General features: G+C 60.9%; 8 protein-coding genes. All 8 read left to right on the forward strand.

Annotated features, from left to right (window positions below):
- Window positions 1–49 precede the first annotated feature (49 nt).
- The 8 genes from ISP18_RS10175 (at window position 50) to pgm (ending at window position 18,951) form a co-directional block, all read left to right on the forward strand.
- The gene (locus tag ISP18_RS10175; protein WP_380010365.1) at window positions 50–1,747 is read left to right on the forward strand and encodes a ShlB/FhaC/HecB family hemolysin secretion/activation protein; all 1,698 of its coding nucleotides are present in this window, start codon (window positions 50–52) and stop codon (window positions 1,745–1,747) included.
- A 364-nt stretch (window positions 1,748–2,111) separates the two neighbouring features.
- Window positions 2,112–2,393: a hypothetical protein gene (locus ISP18_RS10180; RefSeq protein WP_380010368.1), complete on the forward strand. Its 282-nt coding sequence runs from the start codon at window positions 2,112–2,114 to the stop codon at window positions 2,391–2,393.
- A 336-nt stretch (window positions 2,394–2,729) separates the two neighbouring features.
- Window positions 2,730–4,892 carry a DUF6531 domain-containing protein gene (locus ISP18_RS10185; protein WP_380010371.1) on the forward strand — a complete coding sequence of 721 codons (2,163 nt, stop codon included), beginning with the start codon at window positions 2,730–2,732 and terminating at the stop codon, window positions 4,890–4,892.
- A 109-nt stretch (window positions 4,893–5,001) separates the two neighbouring features.
- On the forward strand, window positions 5,002–7,155 hold the full coding sequence (locus ISP18_RS10190) for an RHS repeat-associated core domain-containing protein (protein WP_380010374.1): 2,154 nt from the start codon (window positions 5,002–5,004) through the stop codon (window positions 7,153–7,155).
- Window positions 7,142–7,489 (forward strand): hypothetical protein, encoded by a 348-nt coding sequence (locus tag ISP18_RS10195; protein ID WP_380010377.1) that lies wholly within the window; start codon window positions 7,142–7,144, stop codon window positions 7,487–7,489. The genes ISP18_RS10190 and ISP18_RS10195 overlap by 14 nt, the downstream gene beginning before the upstream one ends.
- A 288-nt stretch (window positions 7,490–7,777) precedes the next feature.
- Window positions 7,778–16,393, forward strand: coding sequence for a GH36-type glycosyl hydrolase domain-containing protein (locus tag ISP18_RS10200; protein WP_380010380.1), 8,616 nt, complete (start codon window positions 7,778–7,780; stop codon window positions 16,391–16,393).
- Window positions 16,390–17,076, forward strand: a complete 687-nt coding sequence (locus ISP18_RS10205) for an HAD family hydrolase (RefSeq protein WP_380010383.1) — start codon at window positions 16,390–16,392, stop codon at window positions 17,074–17,076. The genes ISP18_RS10200 and ISP18_RS10205 overlap by 4 nt, the downstream gene beginning before the upstream one ends.
- A gap of 225 nt (window positions 17,077–17,301) precedes the next feature.
- On the forward strand, window positions 17,302–18,951 hold the full coding sequence (gene pgm, locus ISP18_RS10210) for a phosphoglucomutase (alpha-D-glucose-1,6-bisphosphate-dependent) (RefSeq protein ID WP_380010386.1): 1,650 nt from the start codon (window positions 17,302–17,304) through the stop codon (window positions 18,949–18,951).
- The last annotated feature ends 302 nt before the right edge of the window (window positions 18,952–19,253 follow it).

The raw sequence follows: 19,253 nt of genomic DNA on the forward strand, positions 1-19,253 counted from the left end.
CGCGGCATCTGGATCGATGCCTTCTTGCAATACTTGCTAGGTAGCCCTCATGACCCCGATACGCCGTGCTGATCCGTCTTATCGCCTGTTATGCATCGCACTCTCTATCGCACTGGCGCCCGGGGTGCATGCGCAAACGCACATCACCCCGCCGACCAGTGGCCAGATCCTGCAGGAAACGCAACCGCCGAATACGCCCGTTCCACCTTCCGAGCTTAAGCTGAAAAACCTGCGCCCGCAGCGCAACCGCGCGGCGAGCAGCGAGTCGTTTCAGGTGCAGCGGATCGAGATCACCGGCAACACGCGACTGCCCAGCGCCAAGTTGCACGCCCTGGTGGCGCCGGAGGAGGGCAAGAACCTGACGCTGGGCGATCTCGATGATCTGGCCGACCGCATCACCGAAGCGTATCGCGCGCATGGCTATCCACTGGACATGGCCTACGTGCCGCAGCAGACGTTGAGTAACGGCGTGGTGCACATCAGCGTGGTGGAAGTGCGTTACGGGAACGTCACGCTACAAAATCACAGTGACGTGGCGAATCACGTCTTGAATGCCACGCTTTCGCCGTTGCAGTCGGGGCAACCAGTCAGCAATTACACGCTGGAACGCAGCCTGTTGTTGCTGACGGATGTGCCGGGTGCGATTGTCAATTCGGCGGTGCAACCCGGAGCAGAAGTGGGTACATCGGATTTGATCGTGGATGTCACCCCCGCGCCGCGCTATACGGGCACGCTCGGCCTGGATGATTATGGCAACCGCTATACCGATCGGGTGCGATTGAGCGGCACGTTCAACGTCAACGGCCTGTTCAATCAGGGTGACGTGCTGAGTCTTGCCGGTGTGAGTTCAGGCGGTGGCATGAACTACGGTAGTGCCGGTTACAAATATCTGTTGAACGGGCAGGGCACGGTGCTTGGTGCATCCGTCACCGACCTGCATTATCAACTTCGCAATGGACTGTCCGACTTGCACGCGCACGGTACGGCGCTTGTGCAAAGTGTCAACCTGCTGCAGCCGCTCATCCGCAATACGGCGGGCAATCTGTATGGGCAGATCGAATTCGACCACAAGCGCCTCAGCGACGATATCGATATTGCCGATATCCAGACGATCCGCCACAGCAACGTATGGGTAGGCACCCTGGCAGGCGACCAGCGCGACGACACCGGCGTAACCAATTTCAATATCAGCGGCAGCTACGGGCGGCTTTACTTCAACAACCTGTACTCCGAGTTTGTCGATGCGCTTGGGCCGCGTACGGCAGGCAGCTTCACGAAATTCGATTATTCGGTGTCGCGTTTGCAGCGGTTCGGTCAGGTGGATGCCGTGTATGTCGGCGTTATCGGCCAGAAGGCGAACAAGAATCTTGATACCTCCGAACAGTTTTACCTCGGCGGGCCCAACACCGTGCGCGGTTACGACGTGGGCGCGATATCCGGTGCGCAAGGTTACATGGCAACCGTCGAGTATCGTCGTGATTTCATACTGTCGCCGCTGCCTGGGCCGTGGCAAGCCTCGGTATTCGTGGATAGCGGCCGCGTGCAGGCATACAAGAAAACCTTCCTTCTGGGCACCAATAGCGCGCGCTTGAACAGCGTGGGATTGGGACTGCATTGGGTCGCCATGCATGATTGGGTCGTCAGTGCCAGCGTGGCCAAGCCGATCGGTAATCGTCCGCAATTGCTCGGTTCGAATGCCAGTGATGCCGCGCACTTCTGGTTTCAGGTGCAGAAGGGGTTCTATTGAGCCGCAAACGGCTCACTTTCACCTTCGAGAGGGTTGGGGGGAAGGCGGCGCGGGCGTGGCGCGGACAAGTGCACAGCTGAGCTATCGCGATTAGCCCATCAGGTCAACGTGGGGTGGACTACTGTCACTAATTGCAACCTTCTTACAGAGAACGAGCGGGCTGATGTAGTCAGTATTGGGTTACCTCCCACCGGGAACCGACGCCGGCAGCTGTCAAGGTAGTCTCTGTGGAGTGGCTCACACATCTTTGCTTGTAGGAAAAATCCTACATAAGCTCGCGCAGGAGTCTGAACCTAATTGTGCTATAGAACGACGCTGCGCTTCCGATAAGGAAGTCTGTCGAATTCTATGTGCCGGGGGAGTCATGGAAGGCGGATCGTGTGGCACGCGCACTGATGTGCTGGATATTCCTCGCGCCAACTTCGGGCGACTGATATTACTTCCCCTGCTGACCATGATGCTGCCATCTCTGGCTGCCGCGAACACGGTGACCTATACGTACACATCGCTGTCGCACGCGAATGAAGAGTGCTGGTGGAATGCGGTTTACACCCCGTCGACGTATACCGTTATCCAGCGGCAGTTGGGCTACGACGCCCTTAACCGTTTGGTGCAGACCCTCGATAACTACAACAGCACAAACTGAGTCGGCATGGACACGACAGCCTCACTGGGGAACGAAAAAATGGATGTCTTTGAGAGCATACAGATGATGCGGCCAAGGCGATTGTTCGGCGCTTCGTTCGTCTGGTGGCTATGGGTTACAGCATGTCTTGGCGTTTCTTTCTTCACGCCACAAGTTCACGCACAGTCCTCGCTTCCGTCGTGGTCGCAAGAAGAAGCTGCCTGCAAGGCGGAAATTGCAACTCAATCACCTGACTTTATAGCGACTACAAACCCTAGATGCATCAACGTACCGGGATGCGAAGTTCAATGGATATGGACAGGCAATAACAACTATGGAGAGCCGGGAGCTACTGAAATGAGCGAGGTTTTTCCCTACGCCTGTTTTACCGATCCAAGCGGTAAGAGCTTGGGTGATGGAGCAGGCTGTGACGGGGGGGAAGGCAGCGCGAACGCTGGTGGCCCATCGTGTCCTACGGCGAAAGGCGTGCCATTGATTAGCGATCCCATCAATGCGTCCACTGGTAATAAGTATTTGCAAGAAGATGATTACCTTGGTGGTCCCTGGCTAACGTTTCGACGCTTTTATAACAGCGCAGCCGCCGTGGACTCATCCGCCATGGGGAAGCACTGGCGCCACAGCTTTGACCGATCGCTGCAGCTCGTAGGTAGCCCTGTTAATGCCGCCGCCTTGGCTCGGCCGGATGGCAAGCAAGAAACCTTTAGTAAAGCAAATGGAGTATGGGCAGCTGATCCGGACGTGGCCGACGGCTTTACTGAAATCGATAACGAACAGGGCGTAGCGACCAGTTATGTCGTCTTTATTACGGCGCTGCGGCAGTACGAAACTTATGATGCGACGGGACTCTTGCAATCGGTCACGGATGAATCTGGCCAAGGCATCACATTGGCTTACAGCACTTCATCAACACCCGCTAATGTGGCAGGCATTCCCGGCCTCCTGTTGTCGGTGACCGACTCTAAAGGGCGGCAGCTTCATTTCACCTATGATGCGTTCAATTTGGTGGCCAAGATCATCTTGCCCGATGGCACAGCGCTGACTTATACCCATGATCCCAGTTGGGATAATTTGGTTGCCGTGAAATACCCGGATGGGAGTTCACGCCAATATGTCTACAACGAGTCCTCATTGACTAATGGCGCCAGCCTGCCTTACGCGATGACCGGCCTTGTTGACGAAGCCGGCGTGCGTTATGACAGCACGACTTACAACAGTAGCGGCCAGGCGGTCCTTACGGGCATTGCGGGTGGAGTCGACACCACTCAGATCAACTACAACAGTGACGGCACATCGACTGTCCAATTTCCGTTAGGCAATAGCGTTACCATGAGTTTCAGCACGATAGACGGCTTGGTCCGGGTAGCCAGCTTGAACCAGCCTTGCGGGCCGCAATGCGGTCAACCGTGGCAGACACGTACCTACGACAACAACGGTAATCCTGCGACGTCCGTGGATTTCAAAGGGAACACAACTTCTACAACATACAATAGCATCGGCCTCTTGATTCAGCAGGTTGACGCTCAAGGCACTACCAACCAACGCACACTCAACCTCACTTGGAACACCAGTCTTGGCCTGCCCCTTACACGCGTAGGGCTCGATGCCAACAACAACGCTATTAGCTCTACGCAATGGATCTACAACGGCGCCGGCCAAACGTTGGCCCGTTGCGAGATTGATCCATCCAACAGTGCCACCTCCGGCTACACCTGCAGCAATACCGGCACCGTCCCCGCTGGCGTACGCCGCAGCATCTATACCTACTGCACGGCCGTCGACACTACACAGTGCCCCATCGTCGGATTGATGCTGACGACTACCGGCCCGCGTGCCGACACAGCGCAGACCACCACTTATAGCTACTACCTGGCCAGCAATGCGACGAACTGCGGTACGCCCGCCGCCGCCTGCTACCAAGCCGGCGACCTGCACACCGTCACCGACCCGCAGGGCCACGTCACCACCATCGCCTCCTATGACGCCGATGGTCGCATCACCCGTATCACGGACGCCAACGGCATCAACACGGATATGACCTACACTCCGCGCGGCTGGCTCGCCTCGCGCAGCGTGGGCGGTGCGCAGACCTCCTTCGGCTACACGCTCTATGGCGCCGTACAAACCGTGACCGATTCAGACGGTGTCACCACGACCTATGGCTACGACGCCGCGCATCGCCTGGTGAAGATCACCGATGCGCAAGGCAACTACGTGCAATACACGCTGGATGCGGCGGGCGATAAGACGGCAGAACAGGTGTACGACACCACCGGCACCTTGCATAAGAGCTTAAGCCGCACCTTCAACACCTTGGGGCAATTGACCACGGTTGTGGATGGGTTGAACCACACAGTATTCAATGCCAGCGCGAGCGACAGTTACGACGCGAACGGCAACCTCGCTCTGAGTACGGACGGGTTGGGCATCCAACGGCAATTGGGCTATGACGCCCTGAACCGCCTGGTGCAGACGATCGACAACTACAACGGCACGAACTGACAGGGGCGCCGCCATGGATCAGACACAAACGTTGATACCTTTTTCAGTCATTGAAGCGCCATCAGGGAGCGCGAGCATGCGGATCGACAACGAAGGCGGAGAGGGTACGATGGTTAGGAAGAGCAGAGCGCATAGTCTTTCGGATTTGCGTCTAAAGCCGCTCGCCGGGCTGGTGCTGACCCTGGCCGTGGCGGCTAACGTCGCGCCGGTGGCCGCGCAAACGGCCAACACCAAGACGACCTATACCTACGATGCGTTGGATCGCCTCACTCAAGTGACCGATCCCAGTGGTCTGAATACCACCTACCAGTACGACGGGTTATCCGATCCCACCAGCCTCACCAGCCCCGATACCGGGGTCACCGCCAAAACCTATGACGCGGCCGGTAACGTGCTGACCGGTACCGACGCCAACGGCAACACAGTCACCTATACCTACGACGCTCAGGATCGTCGGCTAAGCGCGAGCTACGCCGATAGCACCCAGAACATTACCTACACCTACGACGAAGCCAACAGCGTCACGGGCTGCACGACTTCCTATCCGATCGGTCACCTGACGCGGGTCGTCGAGAACGCCGTCACAACCGCGTTCTGCTACAACGCCCAAGGCTACGTGACCCAGGTGAGCCAGACGGTCAGCGGTCATACGGATGTCACGACCTACGCGCGCAGCCCCGGCGGTAAGGTCCTCAGCATTACGCATCCCAGCGGCGATCAGGTGAGTTACAGCTACGACGCGGACGGTCGTGTCAGTGGCGTCACCGCCACCACCAGCAGCGGTACTACCACGCTGGTGAGCAACGTCACCTACCTGCCGTTCGGGCCGGTGAGCGGCTATACGCTGGGCAATGGCCAGGCGGTCACACGCACCTACGATGCGAATTATCGCCTGACCGATCTCACCAGCCCGGCGTTTACGCTGCACTTGGCTCGCGATGCGATGGGGGATATCACGGCCATCGGCAACAGCGCAGGGGCCAATCCGGCGACCGAGACGTATAGCTATGACCCGCTGTATCGTCTGACGGCGATCACGGAAGCTGATGGCAGCACGCTTGAAAGTGTCACGTACAACCCGACGGGCGACCGCCTGAGCAAGACGGGCAGTGGCCTGGCTACCGGCGCCTACAGCTACAACACGAATACGCATCAGCTCATAGCCACAGGCAATGCGGCACGATCCGTGGACGCCGACGGCAACACCACGGCCATCACTCAAGCGGGCAGCACCTATGGGTTTGGGTACAACGCGCGCAACCGCATGACGGTAGCGCAAGTCAACCAGAGCACGGTCGCGACCTATGCCTACAATGCCAATGCCGAACGGGTGGCAAAAACAGCGAGCGGAGCCACTGAACGCTACAACTACGATCCGGGTAGTCAGCTGCTGAGCGAGTATGGAGCGACCAATCGCGAATACGTCTACCTTGGCAGCATCCCGGTGGCGAATCTGGATACGCAAGGAACCGCCACATCGATCGCCTATGTCACAGCAGATGAGCTGGGCACACCGCGGGCGATTGCCGATGGCAGCGGCAACACGGTGTGGACGTGGGCGTATCAAGGCAATGCGTGGGGTGAGCTGCCGCCGACTAGTAGTGGTTACACCTACAACCTGCGTTTTCCTGGACAGTACTATGACATCGAAACGGGACTACTGCACAATGGTTACCGGGACTATTGTCCCGAATGTGGGAGATACACTCAAAGCGACCCCATTGGCTTGGCAGGTGGCGCTAGTACATATGCCTATGTGGGCGGTGATCCGCTGAGCAACACGGACCCGCTTGGACTTGTTCAATGGACAGGAACAATGTCAGGAGGCGGAGCTGCTGAGATAGTCGGAGGCTTTTTCTATAAATTTTCACTTTACTCCCAATGCGTAAATGGCCGAAGAGCACATGTTATTGTCGACGCCGTTGGTCCGGGGGTCGGTGTTGGTGCAAAAGGCACTTCCGCTTTAGGTTACTCAGAGTCGTCAGTGTCTCTTAATGATGGGTTGAACTACATAGACCCAAATGTTTTAAATGGCTGGTTCTCGACGTGGTCAGCAGGCGTTGCCTTTATTAAGGGATATAGCGTTTCGACGATTCAGATGGGAGGTGATGGAGTGCGATCAGGGGATCCAACCAAGAATGGCGCACAGGCTCTTGTTTCGTATGGTCCCACCTCGGGTGCTGAAATTGGCATCACCGGGATGGCTGGATCAAGTACGGTGATTGACAGTAGCTTTACTAGCTGCGGATGTGAAAGCAAATGAAGAAGCTATATCGAATTTTCAAATTCATATTTGCTGCCAATGCGCTGGCCTTTTTGATGATGCTGGTACTTTTTTTGATTGCGATGCTCTTTTACGGTCTGCTTCCAGCACAGAAAGTATGGGATTCAGTTTTTTGCGTCGTAACTTGCTGGCTGTTGTCTATATTAATTTGCGCGAAATATCTCAAAATACAGTAACCGGGTTAGGTTCAGTTGCCATGTCGCATACGAAGGCCGCCATCGGGCGGCCTTTTTGCATCGTTCGGGTACATAGCACGCAGTTTTTTTCCAAAACGGATCAGGTTCACTTCTGGCGTGGCAACCTATGGCGTTGAAGCGTTCTCGTTTTCCGAGTCATTCGGAAGTAGAGGTTGGGGTTGCAGCATGGCAGTTACCATGCGCACCGAGGCCAAAATGCTTCGGCACTAGCGAAAGTCCAGGTCCCAGCCCTCTCTCCGGGGGGGGGAAGAAGCAAAACAAACAATACGGGTACCTTAATTTCACGCTCCGGCAGCTATTTTTTTCACGTTGCAGCGCACCGTGACGCATGCCCCCTGGCGTGCGAAGAACGCCAGAGCATCGCGACGCTCTAGCGAAGGTGGTGTTTCAGCCGGAACGGAGCGATGTTCAGAACCGACCAGTCTCTTTTGCAGTTAGCACTGCATCCCCAAGCGGCGGCGCGTTACGCGGAAGGGACGGCGGGCGACGAATCGATGGAACCGGCGCTGCGGGCGGAACTGTTCAGCGCCGAGCAGATGGAGCAGCACGGCATTGCGCTAGCCAAGCAGCACACGCTCAGCCCGCGGTCGTCGTCGGACCGCTTGCTCAAGCGCCTGGATGAGAACGCCAGCCTGCTGCTGCAGACCTGCGAGGCCCTGACCGCCGCGGCCAAGGGCAACCGGCGCATTTCGCCGGCCGCCGAATGGCTGCTGGACAACTACTACCTGGTCGAAGACCAGATCCGCATCGCTCGGCGGCATCTGCCCAAGCGCTACAACCGTGAGCTGCCGTGCCTGGCGCAGGAAGGCGAGGGCGCCGGCCTGCCGCGCGTGTACGTGCTGGCGCTGGAAACCATCTCGCACGGCGATGGCCGTGTGGACGACGAAAGCCTGGGACGCTTCATTTCCGCCTACCAGACCGTGCAGCCGCTCACTCTGGGTGAGCTGTGGGCGATCCCGATCATGCTGCGCCTGGCGCTGATCGATAACCTGCGCCGTGCGGCAGTGCGCGTGATGGCCGACTCGCATTACCGCAGTCAGGCCGGCAAGTGGGCGGACGTGCTGACCGAGATCGCCGAGCGCGATCCGAAGAGTGTGGTGATTGGCGTGGCCGACATGGCGCGTTCGGACCCGCCGATGACCAGCGCGTTCGTGGCCGAACTCGCGCGCCGTCTGCAGGGGCAGAGCCCCGTGCTGGTGATGCCGCTGACCTGGGTGGAACAGCGCCTGGCCGAGACCGGATCGAGCATTGAGCATCATCTGCAGCTCGAAGCGCAGGAGCAGGCCGCCAACCAGGTCTCCGTCGGCAACAGCATCGGCAGCCTGCGTCATCTGGCGGCGATCGACTGGCATGCGTTCGTCGAGCGGCTGAGCATCGTCGAGCAGACGCTGCGCCAGGATCCCGCCGGTGTGTATCCGGAGATGGACTTCGCCACGCGCGACCACTACCGCCACGTGGTGGAACGGCTGGCGCGCTCCAGCGACCGTCAAGAACATGAGGTCGCGCACGAAGCCGTCGAACTCGCACACACGAGCGCGACGGAACACGCAGTGTCCGGCATCCAGGCGCACGTGGGCTATTACCTGATCGACGAAGGGCTGCCGGCGCTGGAGCAAAAGGTCGGCTACCGCTATCACGCATGGATGAATCTGCAGCGCGCGCTGCTGCGCCGATCGTTGCTGCTGTACGTCGGCATGGTTGCGTTGCTCACGCTGCTGTTCGCCGAGCCGATCGTGCACGCAGCCAGCATCAATCGCTATCCGAACTGGGCGCTGGTGTTGATTGCCATTCCAGCGTTGCTTGCGGTCAGCCAGTTCGCGCTTGGCTTGGTGAACTGGATCGTCACCGTCACGATGTCGCCCGGCATGTTGCCGCGCATGGATTTCTCGCGCGGCGTACCGCCGACCGCGCGCACGCTGGTGGTGGTGCCCGCGCTGATGGGCAGCACGCAGGATGTGGAGGACATGGTCGAAGCACTGGAAGTGCATTTCCTGGCCAATCGCGATCAGAACATCCACTTCGCCCTGCTCAGTGATTTCAAGGACGCGGATGAGGAATGGCTGGGAGACGACCAGTCCTTGTTGCGACTCGCGCGCCAGCACGTGGACGCGCTGAACGCGAAATACGCGCCCGGTTCCGGCGATCGCTTCTTCCTGCTGCATCGTCCACGGCGTTTCAATCGCGCGGACAAGATGTGGATGGGCTACGAGCGCAAGCGTGGCAAGTTGACCGATCTCAACAACCTGCTGCGCACCGGCAACACCAAGCCGTTCCTGCTCACCGTGGGTCACATGGAGGTGCTGCGCACCATCCGCTACGTGATCACGCTCGATGCGGATACTCAGCTGCCACGCGATGCCGCACAGGCACTCGCCAGCGTGATGACGCACCCGCTCAACCATCCCGTCTACGATGCATCGAGCGGGCGCGTACTGCGCGGTCACGGCATTCTGCAGCCTCGCCTTGGCATCAGCTTGCCCAGCGCCGGGCGATCGCGCTACGCCATGCTATTCGGTAGCGAAGTGGGCATCGATCCGTACACGCGCATGGTGTCGGACGTCTATCAGGACTTGTTCAATGAAGGCTCCTTCATCGGCAAGGGCGTCTACGAGGTGGAGACCATCGCGCAGTCGCTGGACGACCGCTTTCCCGAAAACACTATTCTCAGCCACGACCTGATCGAAGGTTGCTATGCGCGCTCGGGCTTGCTCAGCGACGTGCCGTTGTACGAGGAATATCCCTCCAGCTATGTCGCCGATTACCAACGTCGCCATCGTTGGATTCGTGGCGACTGGCAACTGCTGCCATGGATGCTGCCGCGCGTACCGAACGCGCAGGGCCGGTGGGTGAAGAACACGCTGGACGGACTATCGCGCTGGAAGATCTTCGACAATCTGCGGCGCAGCCTGGTGGCGCCGTCGTTCGTGGCGCTGTTCCTGATCGTGTGGATGTGCTTTGCCCAGTCGATCGTCTGGACAGTGGCGCTGCTGGCCTTGTTGTTCACCTTGCCGCTGCTTTCCTCGCTGCTGGCGATCGTGCAGAAGCAGGAAGACATCACGCTGTCCTCACACCTGAAGTCCGCGTTGACGCCGGCGAGCCAGCCCATCACGCGCGCGCTGTTTAGTCTGACGGCGCTGCCGCACGAAGCGTGGTACAGCGTGGATGCGATTATGCGCACGCTGTGGCGCATGACGGTAAGTCGACGCAGGCTGCTGCAATGGCGAACCTCGCGTGACGTCGAGCAGGAAGGCATGCAATCGGCGCTGCGCACGTACCGCATGATGTGGATCAATCCGTTGCTGGGCGTGCTGGCCGTCGCGGCGATCTGGTCGCGCCAGCCGCTCGCACTGGCGCCGGCATCGCCGATCCTGCTGCTGTGGTTGATCGGACCGGCGCTGGTGCGCTGGTCGAGCGAGCGGCGCAGGGAAGCCGCGTTCGTGCCTTCGCGGCGGCAGCGGCGATTCCTGCGCGCGCTGTCACGCCGCATCTGGGCGTTCTTCGAAACCTACGTAGGTGCGGAGGACAACTGGCTGCCGCCCGATAACGTGCAGGAAGTGCCGACTACGGTGATCGCGCATCGCACGTCGCCCACCAATATCGGCCTGTCGCTGCTTTCCTGCCTGAGCGCCTACGATTTCGGCTACATCGGCGCCGGGCGGCTGCTCGATCGCGTCGGCAAGACCGTGCAGACCCTGCAAGCCATGCAGCGTTATCGCGGGCATCTTTACAACTGGTACGACACGGTCACGCTGCAGCCGCTTGCGCCGCTTTACATCTCCTCGGTGGACAGCGGCAATCTTGCCGCGCATTTGCTCACGCTGCGCCCCGGGCTGCTGGCGCTGCTGGACGAACCGCTGTTCCACCCGCGCTCGCTGGACGGCCTGCGCGACACGCTGACGCTGATGCGCGATACCTTGCCGGACGAACACAACGCTGCCATCGCCAGCTTGCGCCGCTTGTTGTACGACACCGTGCAGACGCCGCCGGATTCGCTGGATCGCGCGATGGTGCACGCGGTCGATCTGCAGATGCGTTTCGACGAGCTGCGCGCCATCGTTCCCAGCGACGAATCGTCGGAAGCATTCTTCTGGTATCAACACCTGCGCGAGCAGCTTGCCGATCTTCGGCACGAGCTGGATCTTGCAACGGCGTGGACGTCAGGCATGCCGGAGAGGGAAGGCATTCCGACCTTGCGGCAGGTCTTGCTTGCCGTCGGCGCTACAGCGGAAAACGACCACTCCAGCCCGAAGGGCCGCCGCGATGAAATCCTGCGCCTGGCTTCGGCGATTTCCGAACTGGCGACGATGGATTTCCGCTTCTTGTACGACCCGCGCAAGAAGCTGCTTTCCATCGGTTACAACGTCGACGAGCGTCGGCTGGATGCCAGCTGTTACGACCTGCTCGCCTCGGAGGCGCGCCTGGCGAGCTACGTCACTATCGCGCAAGGACAACTGCCGCAGGACAGCTGGTTCGCGCTGGGCCGCCTGCTCACCACGGCCGGTGGCAAGCCGGTGCTGCTGTCGTGGTCGGGCTCCATGTTCGAGTATCTGATGCCGATGCTGGTGATGCCCAGCTACGAAGGCACGCTGCTGGACCAGACCTGTCGTGCTGCGGTGGAGCGGCAGATCGAATACGGCCAGCAGACCGGCGTGCCGTGGGGCGTTTCCGAATCGGGCTACAACACGGTCGACGTACATCTGAATTACCAGTACCGCGCATTCGGCGTGCCGGGTTTGGGGCTCAAACGCGGTCTGGGCGAAGACGTGGTGATTGCGCCGTACGCCAGCGTGATGGCCTTGATGGTGGCGCCTACCGATGCGTATACAAACCTTGAGCGGCTGGCGAACGAAGGCAGGCGAGGGCGCTTTGGTTTCTTTGAGGCGGTCGATTACACGCCCGCGCGCGTACCGCATGGGCAGACGTCGGTCGTGGTGTCTTCGTTCATGGCGCACCACCAGGGCATGAGCCTGCTTTCGCTGGCCTACCTGCTGCTGGATCAGCCGATGCAGAAGCGCTTCGACAACGATCCGCAGTTCCGCGCCATCGCCTTGCTGCTGCAGGAGCGCGTGCCCAAGAACGCCACCGAATATCTGCACGCGATTGGTTTCGAGACCTTGCAGACCGGCAACGCGATGGCCGACAACCCGCTGCGCGTGTTCACCGACCCGAACATGCCGCGGCCCGCGGTGCAACTGCTTTCCAACGGCCGCTACCACGTCATGGTGAGCAGCGCTGGCGGCGGCTACAGCCGTTGCCGCGATCTGGCCATCCATCGCTGGCACGAGGATTACACGCGCGACAACTGGGGCCAGTTCTGTTATCTGCGCGACGTGGAAACCGGCGAATTCTGGTCGACGACGCACCAACCCACGCTGGCGAAGCCCGATCACTACGAGGCGATTTTCTCCGACGCGCGTGCGGAGTTCCGCGTGCGCAAGCATCACTACGATGCGCATACCGAAATCGTCGTGTCGCCGGAGGACGACATCGAGCTGCGCCGCGTACGCCTGACCAATCGCGGCCGTCGTCCACGCACCATCGAAATCACGACGTTCGCCGAGTTGGTGATCGCGCCGGCCATGGCCGATGCCTCGCATCCGGCCTTCAGCAATCTGTTCGTGGAGACCGAATGGGTCGCTTCCGCACAAGCCCTGATCGGCACGCGCCGGCCACGCGCTAACGACGAGCGCGTGCCATGGGTGTGCCACGTGATGGCGGTGCACGATGCGCATATCGATGAGATTTCCTACGAAACGGACCGCGCGAAATTCGTCGGTCGCGGTCGCAGCCTGGTGAAACCACTGGCCATGAGCCGGCTGGAGTCGCACGCGCAGCTTTCCAACACGGTAGGTTCGGTGCTCGATCCGGTCGTGGCGATTCGCGTGCGCATCACGTTGCCGCCGGAACAGTCCGCCACCATTGATGTGGTCACCGGCATGGCTGAAAACCGCGACGCCTGCCTGCATCTGGCAGAGAAATACCGCGACCGCCATCTGGCCGACCGCGTGTTCGATCTGGCTTGGACGCACAGCCAGGTGTTGTTGCATCAGCTCAATTCCACGCATGCCGATGCGCGTTTGTACGAACGCATGGCCGCGTCCATCCTTTACGCCAACACGCTGCTGCGCGCAGAAACGAGCGTGCTGCAGGCCAATCGTCGCGGGCAATCGGGTTTGTGGGGGCAGGCCATTTCGGGCGATTTGCCGATTGTGCTGCTGCGTATCGGCGATATCGCCAACATCGAGCTGGTGCGGCAAGTGGTGCAAGCGCACGCCTATTGGCGCCAGAAAGGCCTGGTGGTCGATCTGGTGATCTGGAACGAAGACCAGGCCGGCTACCGACAAGAACTGCAGGATTTGATTCTGGGCCTGATCGCGTCGAGCACCGAAGCGAATCTGATCGATCGTCCCGGCGGCATCTTCGTGCGACCGACGCAGCAGTTGTCGGCAGAGGATCGCGTGCTGGTGCAATCGGTGGCGCGCATGGTGCTGTATGACAGTCGCGGCACATTGGCCGAACAGATCGAGCGCCGCCGCGTGGAGTCGCAACTGCCGGCCTTGACCATCAGCCGGCAAAGCGGGCCGGAGCAAACCATCGCCGCAGACGACACGCAGGCGCTGTTGGACACGCTGCAGTTGAGCAATCGCTACGGTGGCTTCTCGCCGGATCTCAGTGAATACGTCATCGTATTGCGCCCCGGTCGGCCGACACCCGCGCCGTGGGCGAACGTGCTGGCCAATCCCGATTTCGGTTGCGTGGTGTCCGAAGCGGGAAGCGCTTATACCTGGGCGGAAAACTCGCATGAATTCCGCCTCACGCCGTGGCACAACGATCCGGTCAGCGACAGCTGCGGCGAGGCGTTCTATCTGCGTGACGAGGAAACCGGCCGTTACTGGTCGCCTACGCCGCTGCCGCATCGTGGCAAGGGTGCGTACGTGACACGGCACGGCTTCGGCTACTCGGTGTTCGAGCACATCGAGGACGGCATCCACACCGAGCTATGGATGTACGTGGCCTTGCACGCGCCGGTGAAGTTCTGGGTGCTGCGCGTGCATAACCGTTCCGGTCGTAGCCGGCGGCTGTCCGCCACCGGCTACGTGGAATGGGTGCTGGGCGACATGCGCAACAAGTACGCCATGCATATCGTGTCCGAGTCCGATCCGGTCACCGGCGCTCTGCTGGCGCGCAATGCCTACAACACCGAATTTCCCGGCCGGGTGGCGTTCTTCGATACCGATGCGGTCACGCGCAGCGTCACCTGCGATCGCATGGAATTTATCGGCCGCAACGGCCATCCGCGCACGCCGGCCGCGATGAGTCGCATCGGCCTGTCTGGCCGTATCGGTGCCGGGCTCGATCCATGCGCGGCGATCCAGGTGCCGATGGAGCTGGGCAAAGACGAAACGCGCGAGGTGATTTTCCGCCTTGGCGCGGCGCGTGATGCGAAGGGTGCCAGCGATCTCGCGCATCGTTGGCGCGGCGCCAATGCCGCCACGGCTGCGCTGGAGGAAGTGCGCATGCATTGGCGCTGGACGTTGTGCAAGGTACAGGTAAAGACGCCCGATGTGGCGGTGAATGCCTTGGCGAACGGCTGGCTGATGTACCAGGTGATCGCCGCGCGCTTCTGGGGGCGCAGCGGTTATTACCAATCCGGCGGCGCATTCGGCTTTCGCGATCAGCTGCAGGATTCCATGGCGATGATCCACGCAAGCCCGTACAGCGCGCGGCAGCATTTGCTGCTGTGCGCGGTACACCAGTTTGTGGAGGGCGATGTGCAGCACTGGTGGCATCCGCCTTCGGATCGCGGCGTGCGCACGCATTGCTCCGACGATTACCTGTGGCTGCCGCTGGCGCTCAGCCGCTACGTGCATACCACGCACGACACCGGCGTGATGGACGAACGTATTGGCTTCATCGAAGGCCGCCCGGTGCGGCCCGACGAAGAATCCTATTACGACCTGCCGCTGCGTTCGCAACAGAGTGCCACGCTGTACGAGCACTGCGTGCAGGCGATCGAGCGAGGCATCAAGGCGCATGGCCCGCATGGTTTGCCGCTGATCGGCACCGGCGACTGGAACGACGGCATGAACAAAGTCGGCGAGAAGGGTACCGGTGAAAGCATCTGGCTGGGCTTCTTCCTGTGCGAGGTGCTGAGCTCGTTCGCTGAAACCGCGCGCCGCCATGACGACGAAGCATTCGCACAACGTTGCGAAGACGAGTCCCGCAAGCTCGCTGCCGCGCTGGATGAACACGGCTGGGACGGCGAATGGTACCGCCGCGCGTATTTCGACGACGGCACGCCGCTCGGTTCCAAGCAGAACGAGGAATGCCGCATCGATTCCATCGCGCAGAGCTGGTCGGTGCTGTCGGGCGCCGCACCGCAGGAGCGCCGCCGGCAGGCGCTGGAATCGCTGGACAAGCACTTGGTGAAGCGTGATGCCGGCATCATCCAGTTGCTCGATCCGCCGTTCGACCGCTCGTCGCTGGATCCCGGCTACATCAAGGGCTACGTACCCGGCGTGCGCGAGAACGGCGGCCAGTACACGCATGCGGCGGTCTGGGCGACGATGGCTTTTGCTGCCATGGGTGATGCGCGGCGCGCGTGGGAACTGCTGCACATGATCAGCCCGATCAGTCACGGCAGCGGCGAGCGCATCGACGTCTACAAGGTCGAGCCCTACGTGATCGCCGCCGACGTGTACTACGGCGGCATCCATGACGGCCGCGGCGGCTGGACCTGGTACACCGGCTCGGCCGGCTGGATGTATCGGCTGATCATGGAGTCACTGCTGGGCCTGCGGGTGGAAGGCGAAAGTCTGTACATCGACCCCGTGCTTCCGCCAGACTGGACGGAGTACCGCCTGAGCTACCGGCACCGCGAGACCGATTACCAGATCGTGGTGCACGCGCAAGGGCAGGGCGATTCGCGTCGCATCTTGTTCAACGGCACACCGGTCGACGGCGACCGGTTGCCGCTGATCGACGACGGCGGCGAGCACCATGTGGATGTCTATTTGTGACTCAAGCCAAGACGAACCCTTCGCACGTATTCCTGCTGGATGTCGACAACACCTTGCTCGACAACGACCGCTTCGCCGCCGACCTGCGCGCGCATCTCACACGCGAGTTCGGCTTGTCCGAATGCGAACGCTACTGGGCGATCTACGAACAGCTGAGGGATTCGCTGGGCTACGCCGATTATCTGGGCGCCGCACAGCACTTCCGCCAGGACAACGACACGCGACCGGGTATGTTCACGCTCGCGTACTGGCTGCTCGATTATCCGTTCGAGCAATGGGTATATCCGAAAGCGCTGGAAACCATCGACGAATTGAACAAGCTCGGAAAGGCAGTGATTCTTTCCGACGGTGACATCGTGTTCCAGCCGCACAAGATCGAGCGTGCCGGCATCCACGCCGCGGTGCGTGGCGAAGTGCTGATCTTCGTGCACAAAGAGGTGGCGCTGGCCGCGATGCAGGAACGCTATCCCGCCCCTCATTACGTGATGGTCGACGATAAGCCCAACCTGCTCGCAAAGATGAAGCGCGTGCTTGGCGACCGGCTCACCACCGTGTTCGTGCGCCAGGGCCACTACGCCCTGCAGGCCGATCTGACCGGCCTCCAGCCTTCGCTGGATTACACCATCAACGCGATTAGCGATCTGCCGGCCTTAGCAGCCGAGCTGGTGCGTGCGGCGGCCTGAACGCTGGGCGATCGCCTGGGCGGCGCAGACAAAGGATTGATGTACCGTCGCGGATAATTTGCCGTTGCCCGTAGCCCCCCCTGGGCCGTCATTCCCGCGAAAGCGGGAATCCATCTTGCTCTTGAACGAAAGGCTGAAAATGGATTCCCGCTTTCGCGGGAATGACGGCCTCAGGGCGGGTGGGACGCACCCGTATCCAACTGCTCACTCGAGGACCTTTCGTACGTGAACCCCAACGTCGACGCGCTTGCCGGAAAACCCGCTCCAGAAACCCTGCTGGTGGATGTGACGAAGCTGCTGGATGCCTATACCGCGCTTCGCCCGGATCCTGCCGAACCCGCCCAGCGCGTGAGTTTCGGCACCTCCGGCCATCGCGGCTCCTCGTTCGAGCGCAGCTTCAACGAATGGCACGTGCTGGCCATCACTCAGGCTATCTGTGACTACCGCCGGCAGAAGAGCATCGGCGGCCCGCTGTACATCGGCATCGATACGCATGCGCTGTCTCAACCCGCCTTCGAAAGCGCACTCGAGGTGCTGGTGGCCAACGACGTGGCGGTGGCGATCTCCGCCGGTGGCGAATACACGCCTACACCGGCCATCTCGCACGCCATCCTGGTGCACAACCGCCAGCGGTTGGATGGCCTGGCTGACGGCATCGTGATCACGCCGTCGCACAATCCGCCCAACGACGGCGGCTTCAAGTACAACCCGCCCAACGGCGGCCCGGCTGAAACCGACGTCACCAGTTGGATTCAGCAGCGCGCCAACGCCTTGCTGGAAAGCAAGCTCGATGGCGTTAAGCGCATCAGCTATCGGACGGCGCGGCACTCCAGCCTGGTGCAGGAATATGACTTCCTCGGGCGCTACGTCGACGATCTGAAGAACATCATCGATTTCGACGTGATCCGCGGCTCCGGTTTGCGCATGGCGGCTGATCCACTCGGCGGTGCGGGCGTGCATTACTGGCAGCCGATCGCGCAGCGCTACGGTATTGACCTTACCGTGGTGAGCGACGCGGTCGATCCCACCTTCCGCTTCATGACGGTGGACTGGGACGGCAAGATCCGCATGGATCCCTCGTCGCAGTACGCCATGCAGCGTCTGATCAGCCTGAAGGATCGCTACGACGTGGCCTTCGCCTGCGACACTGACCACGACCGTCATGGCGTCGTATCGCGCAGCGCCGGCCTGATGCCGTCGAATCATTACCTGTCCGTGATGGTGGATTACCTGTTCCGCCATCGTCCGCAATGGACCGACAAGCCCAACGTCGGCAAGACGGTGGTCAGCAGCTCGCTGATCGATCGCGTGACCAAGCGCCTGGGTCGCCGGCTATACGAAGTGCCGGTCGGCTTCAAATGGTTTGCCGACGGCCTGTTCGACGGTTCGCTGGGCTTCGGCTGCGAAGAAAGCGCGGGCGCATCCATGCTGCGTCATGACGGCAAAGTGTGGACCACCGACAAGGACGGCATCGTGCCCGCGCTGCTCGCCGCGGAGATGACCGCGCGCACCGGCAAGGACCCCGGCGAGCTGTATGTCCAACTGACCGAAGCGCTGGGCAAGCCATATTCCAGCCGCGTCGACGCCGCCGCGAATGCACAGCAGAAAGCACGGCTCGCCAAGCTTTCGCCGCAGCAATTACAGAGCAAGGAACTGGCCGGCGAAAAGATCGTCGAAGTGCTCGACCGCGCCCCCGGTAACAATGCGCCGATCGGCGGCATCAAGGTGATGGCCGAAAACGGCTGGTTCGCCGCACGGCCTTCGGGCACGGAAGAGATCTACAAGATCTACGGCGAGAGCTTCCGCAGCGAGGCGCATCTGAACGACATCCTGCGCGAGGCGCAGGGCATCGTGGATGCGGCGCTGGCGGGCTGACACTGGCGATCGCTGTAGCCCCCTCTCCCAGTGTCCTGATTAGCGTCGAATCTCAGTTACACCTCATCGTCGCCCCGGCGAAAGCCGGGGCCCAGTGTCTTCTGCCTTAAAGTCGCTAGGCCCCGGCTTTCGCCGGGGTGACGGGAATTTTGCTGAGATTCGATGCTAATCAGGTCCCGGTGGGAGAGGGCGCAAGTTGCCGGCCCCTAGACATCGTTGTCATTTCGTCGACACAATCCGCAAACGGGGCGGGTGGGCCTGCGCTAGGCTTGCCTTCCAACACGGCCAGGCAATACGCGAGG

The sequence above is a fragment of the Dyella humi genome (genome assembly GCF_044904605.1).
GTDB classification, from domain to species: domain Bacteria; phylum Pseudomonadota; class Gammaproteobacteria; order Xanthomonadales; family Rhodanobacteraceae; genus Dyella_B; species Dyella_B humi.

Bases quoted from the DNA above. Each gene is read 5' to 3' on its own strand.
- ISP18_RS10175 (WP_380010365.1), top strand. From the start codon at position 50: ATGACCCCGATACGCCGTGCTGATCCGTCTTATCGCCTGTTATGCATC.
- ISP18_RS10180 (WP_380010368.1), top strand. From the start codon at position 2,112: ATGGAAGGCGGATCGTGTGGCACGCGCACTGATGTGCTGGATATTCCT.
- ISP18_RS10185 (WP_380010371.1), top strand. From the start codon at position 2,730: ATGAGCGAGGTTTTTCCCTACGCCTGTTTTACCGATCCAAGCGGTAAG.
- ISP18_RS10190 (WP_380010374.1), top strand. From the start codon at position 5,002: ATGGTTAGGAAGAGCAGAGCGCATAGTCTTTCGGATTTGCGTCTAAAG.
- ISP18_RS10200 (WP_380010380.1), top strand. From the start codon at position 7,778: ATGTTCAGAACCGACCAGTCTCTTTTGCAGTTAGCACTGCATCCCCAA.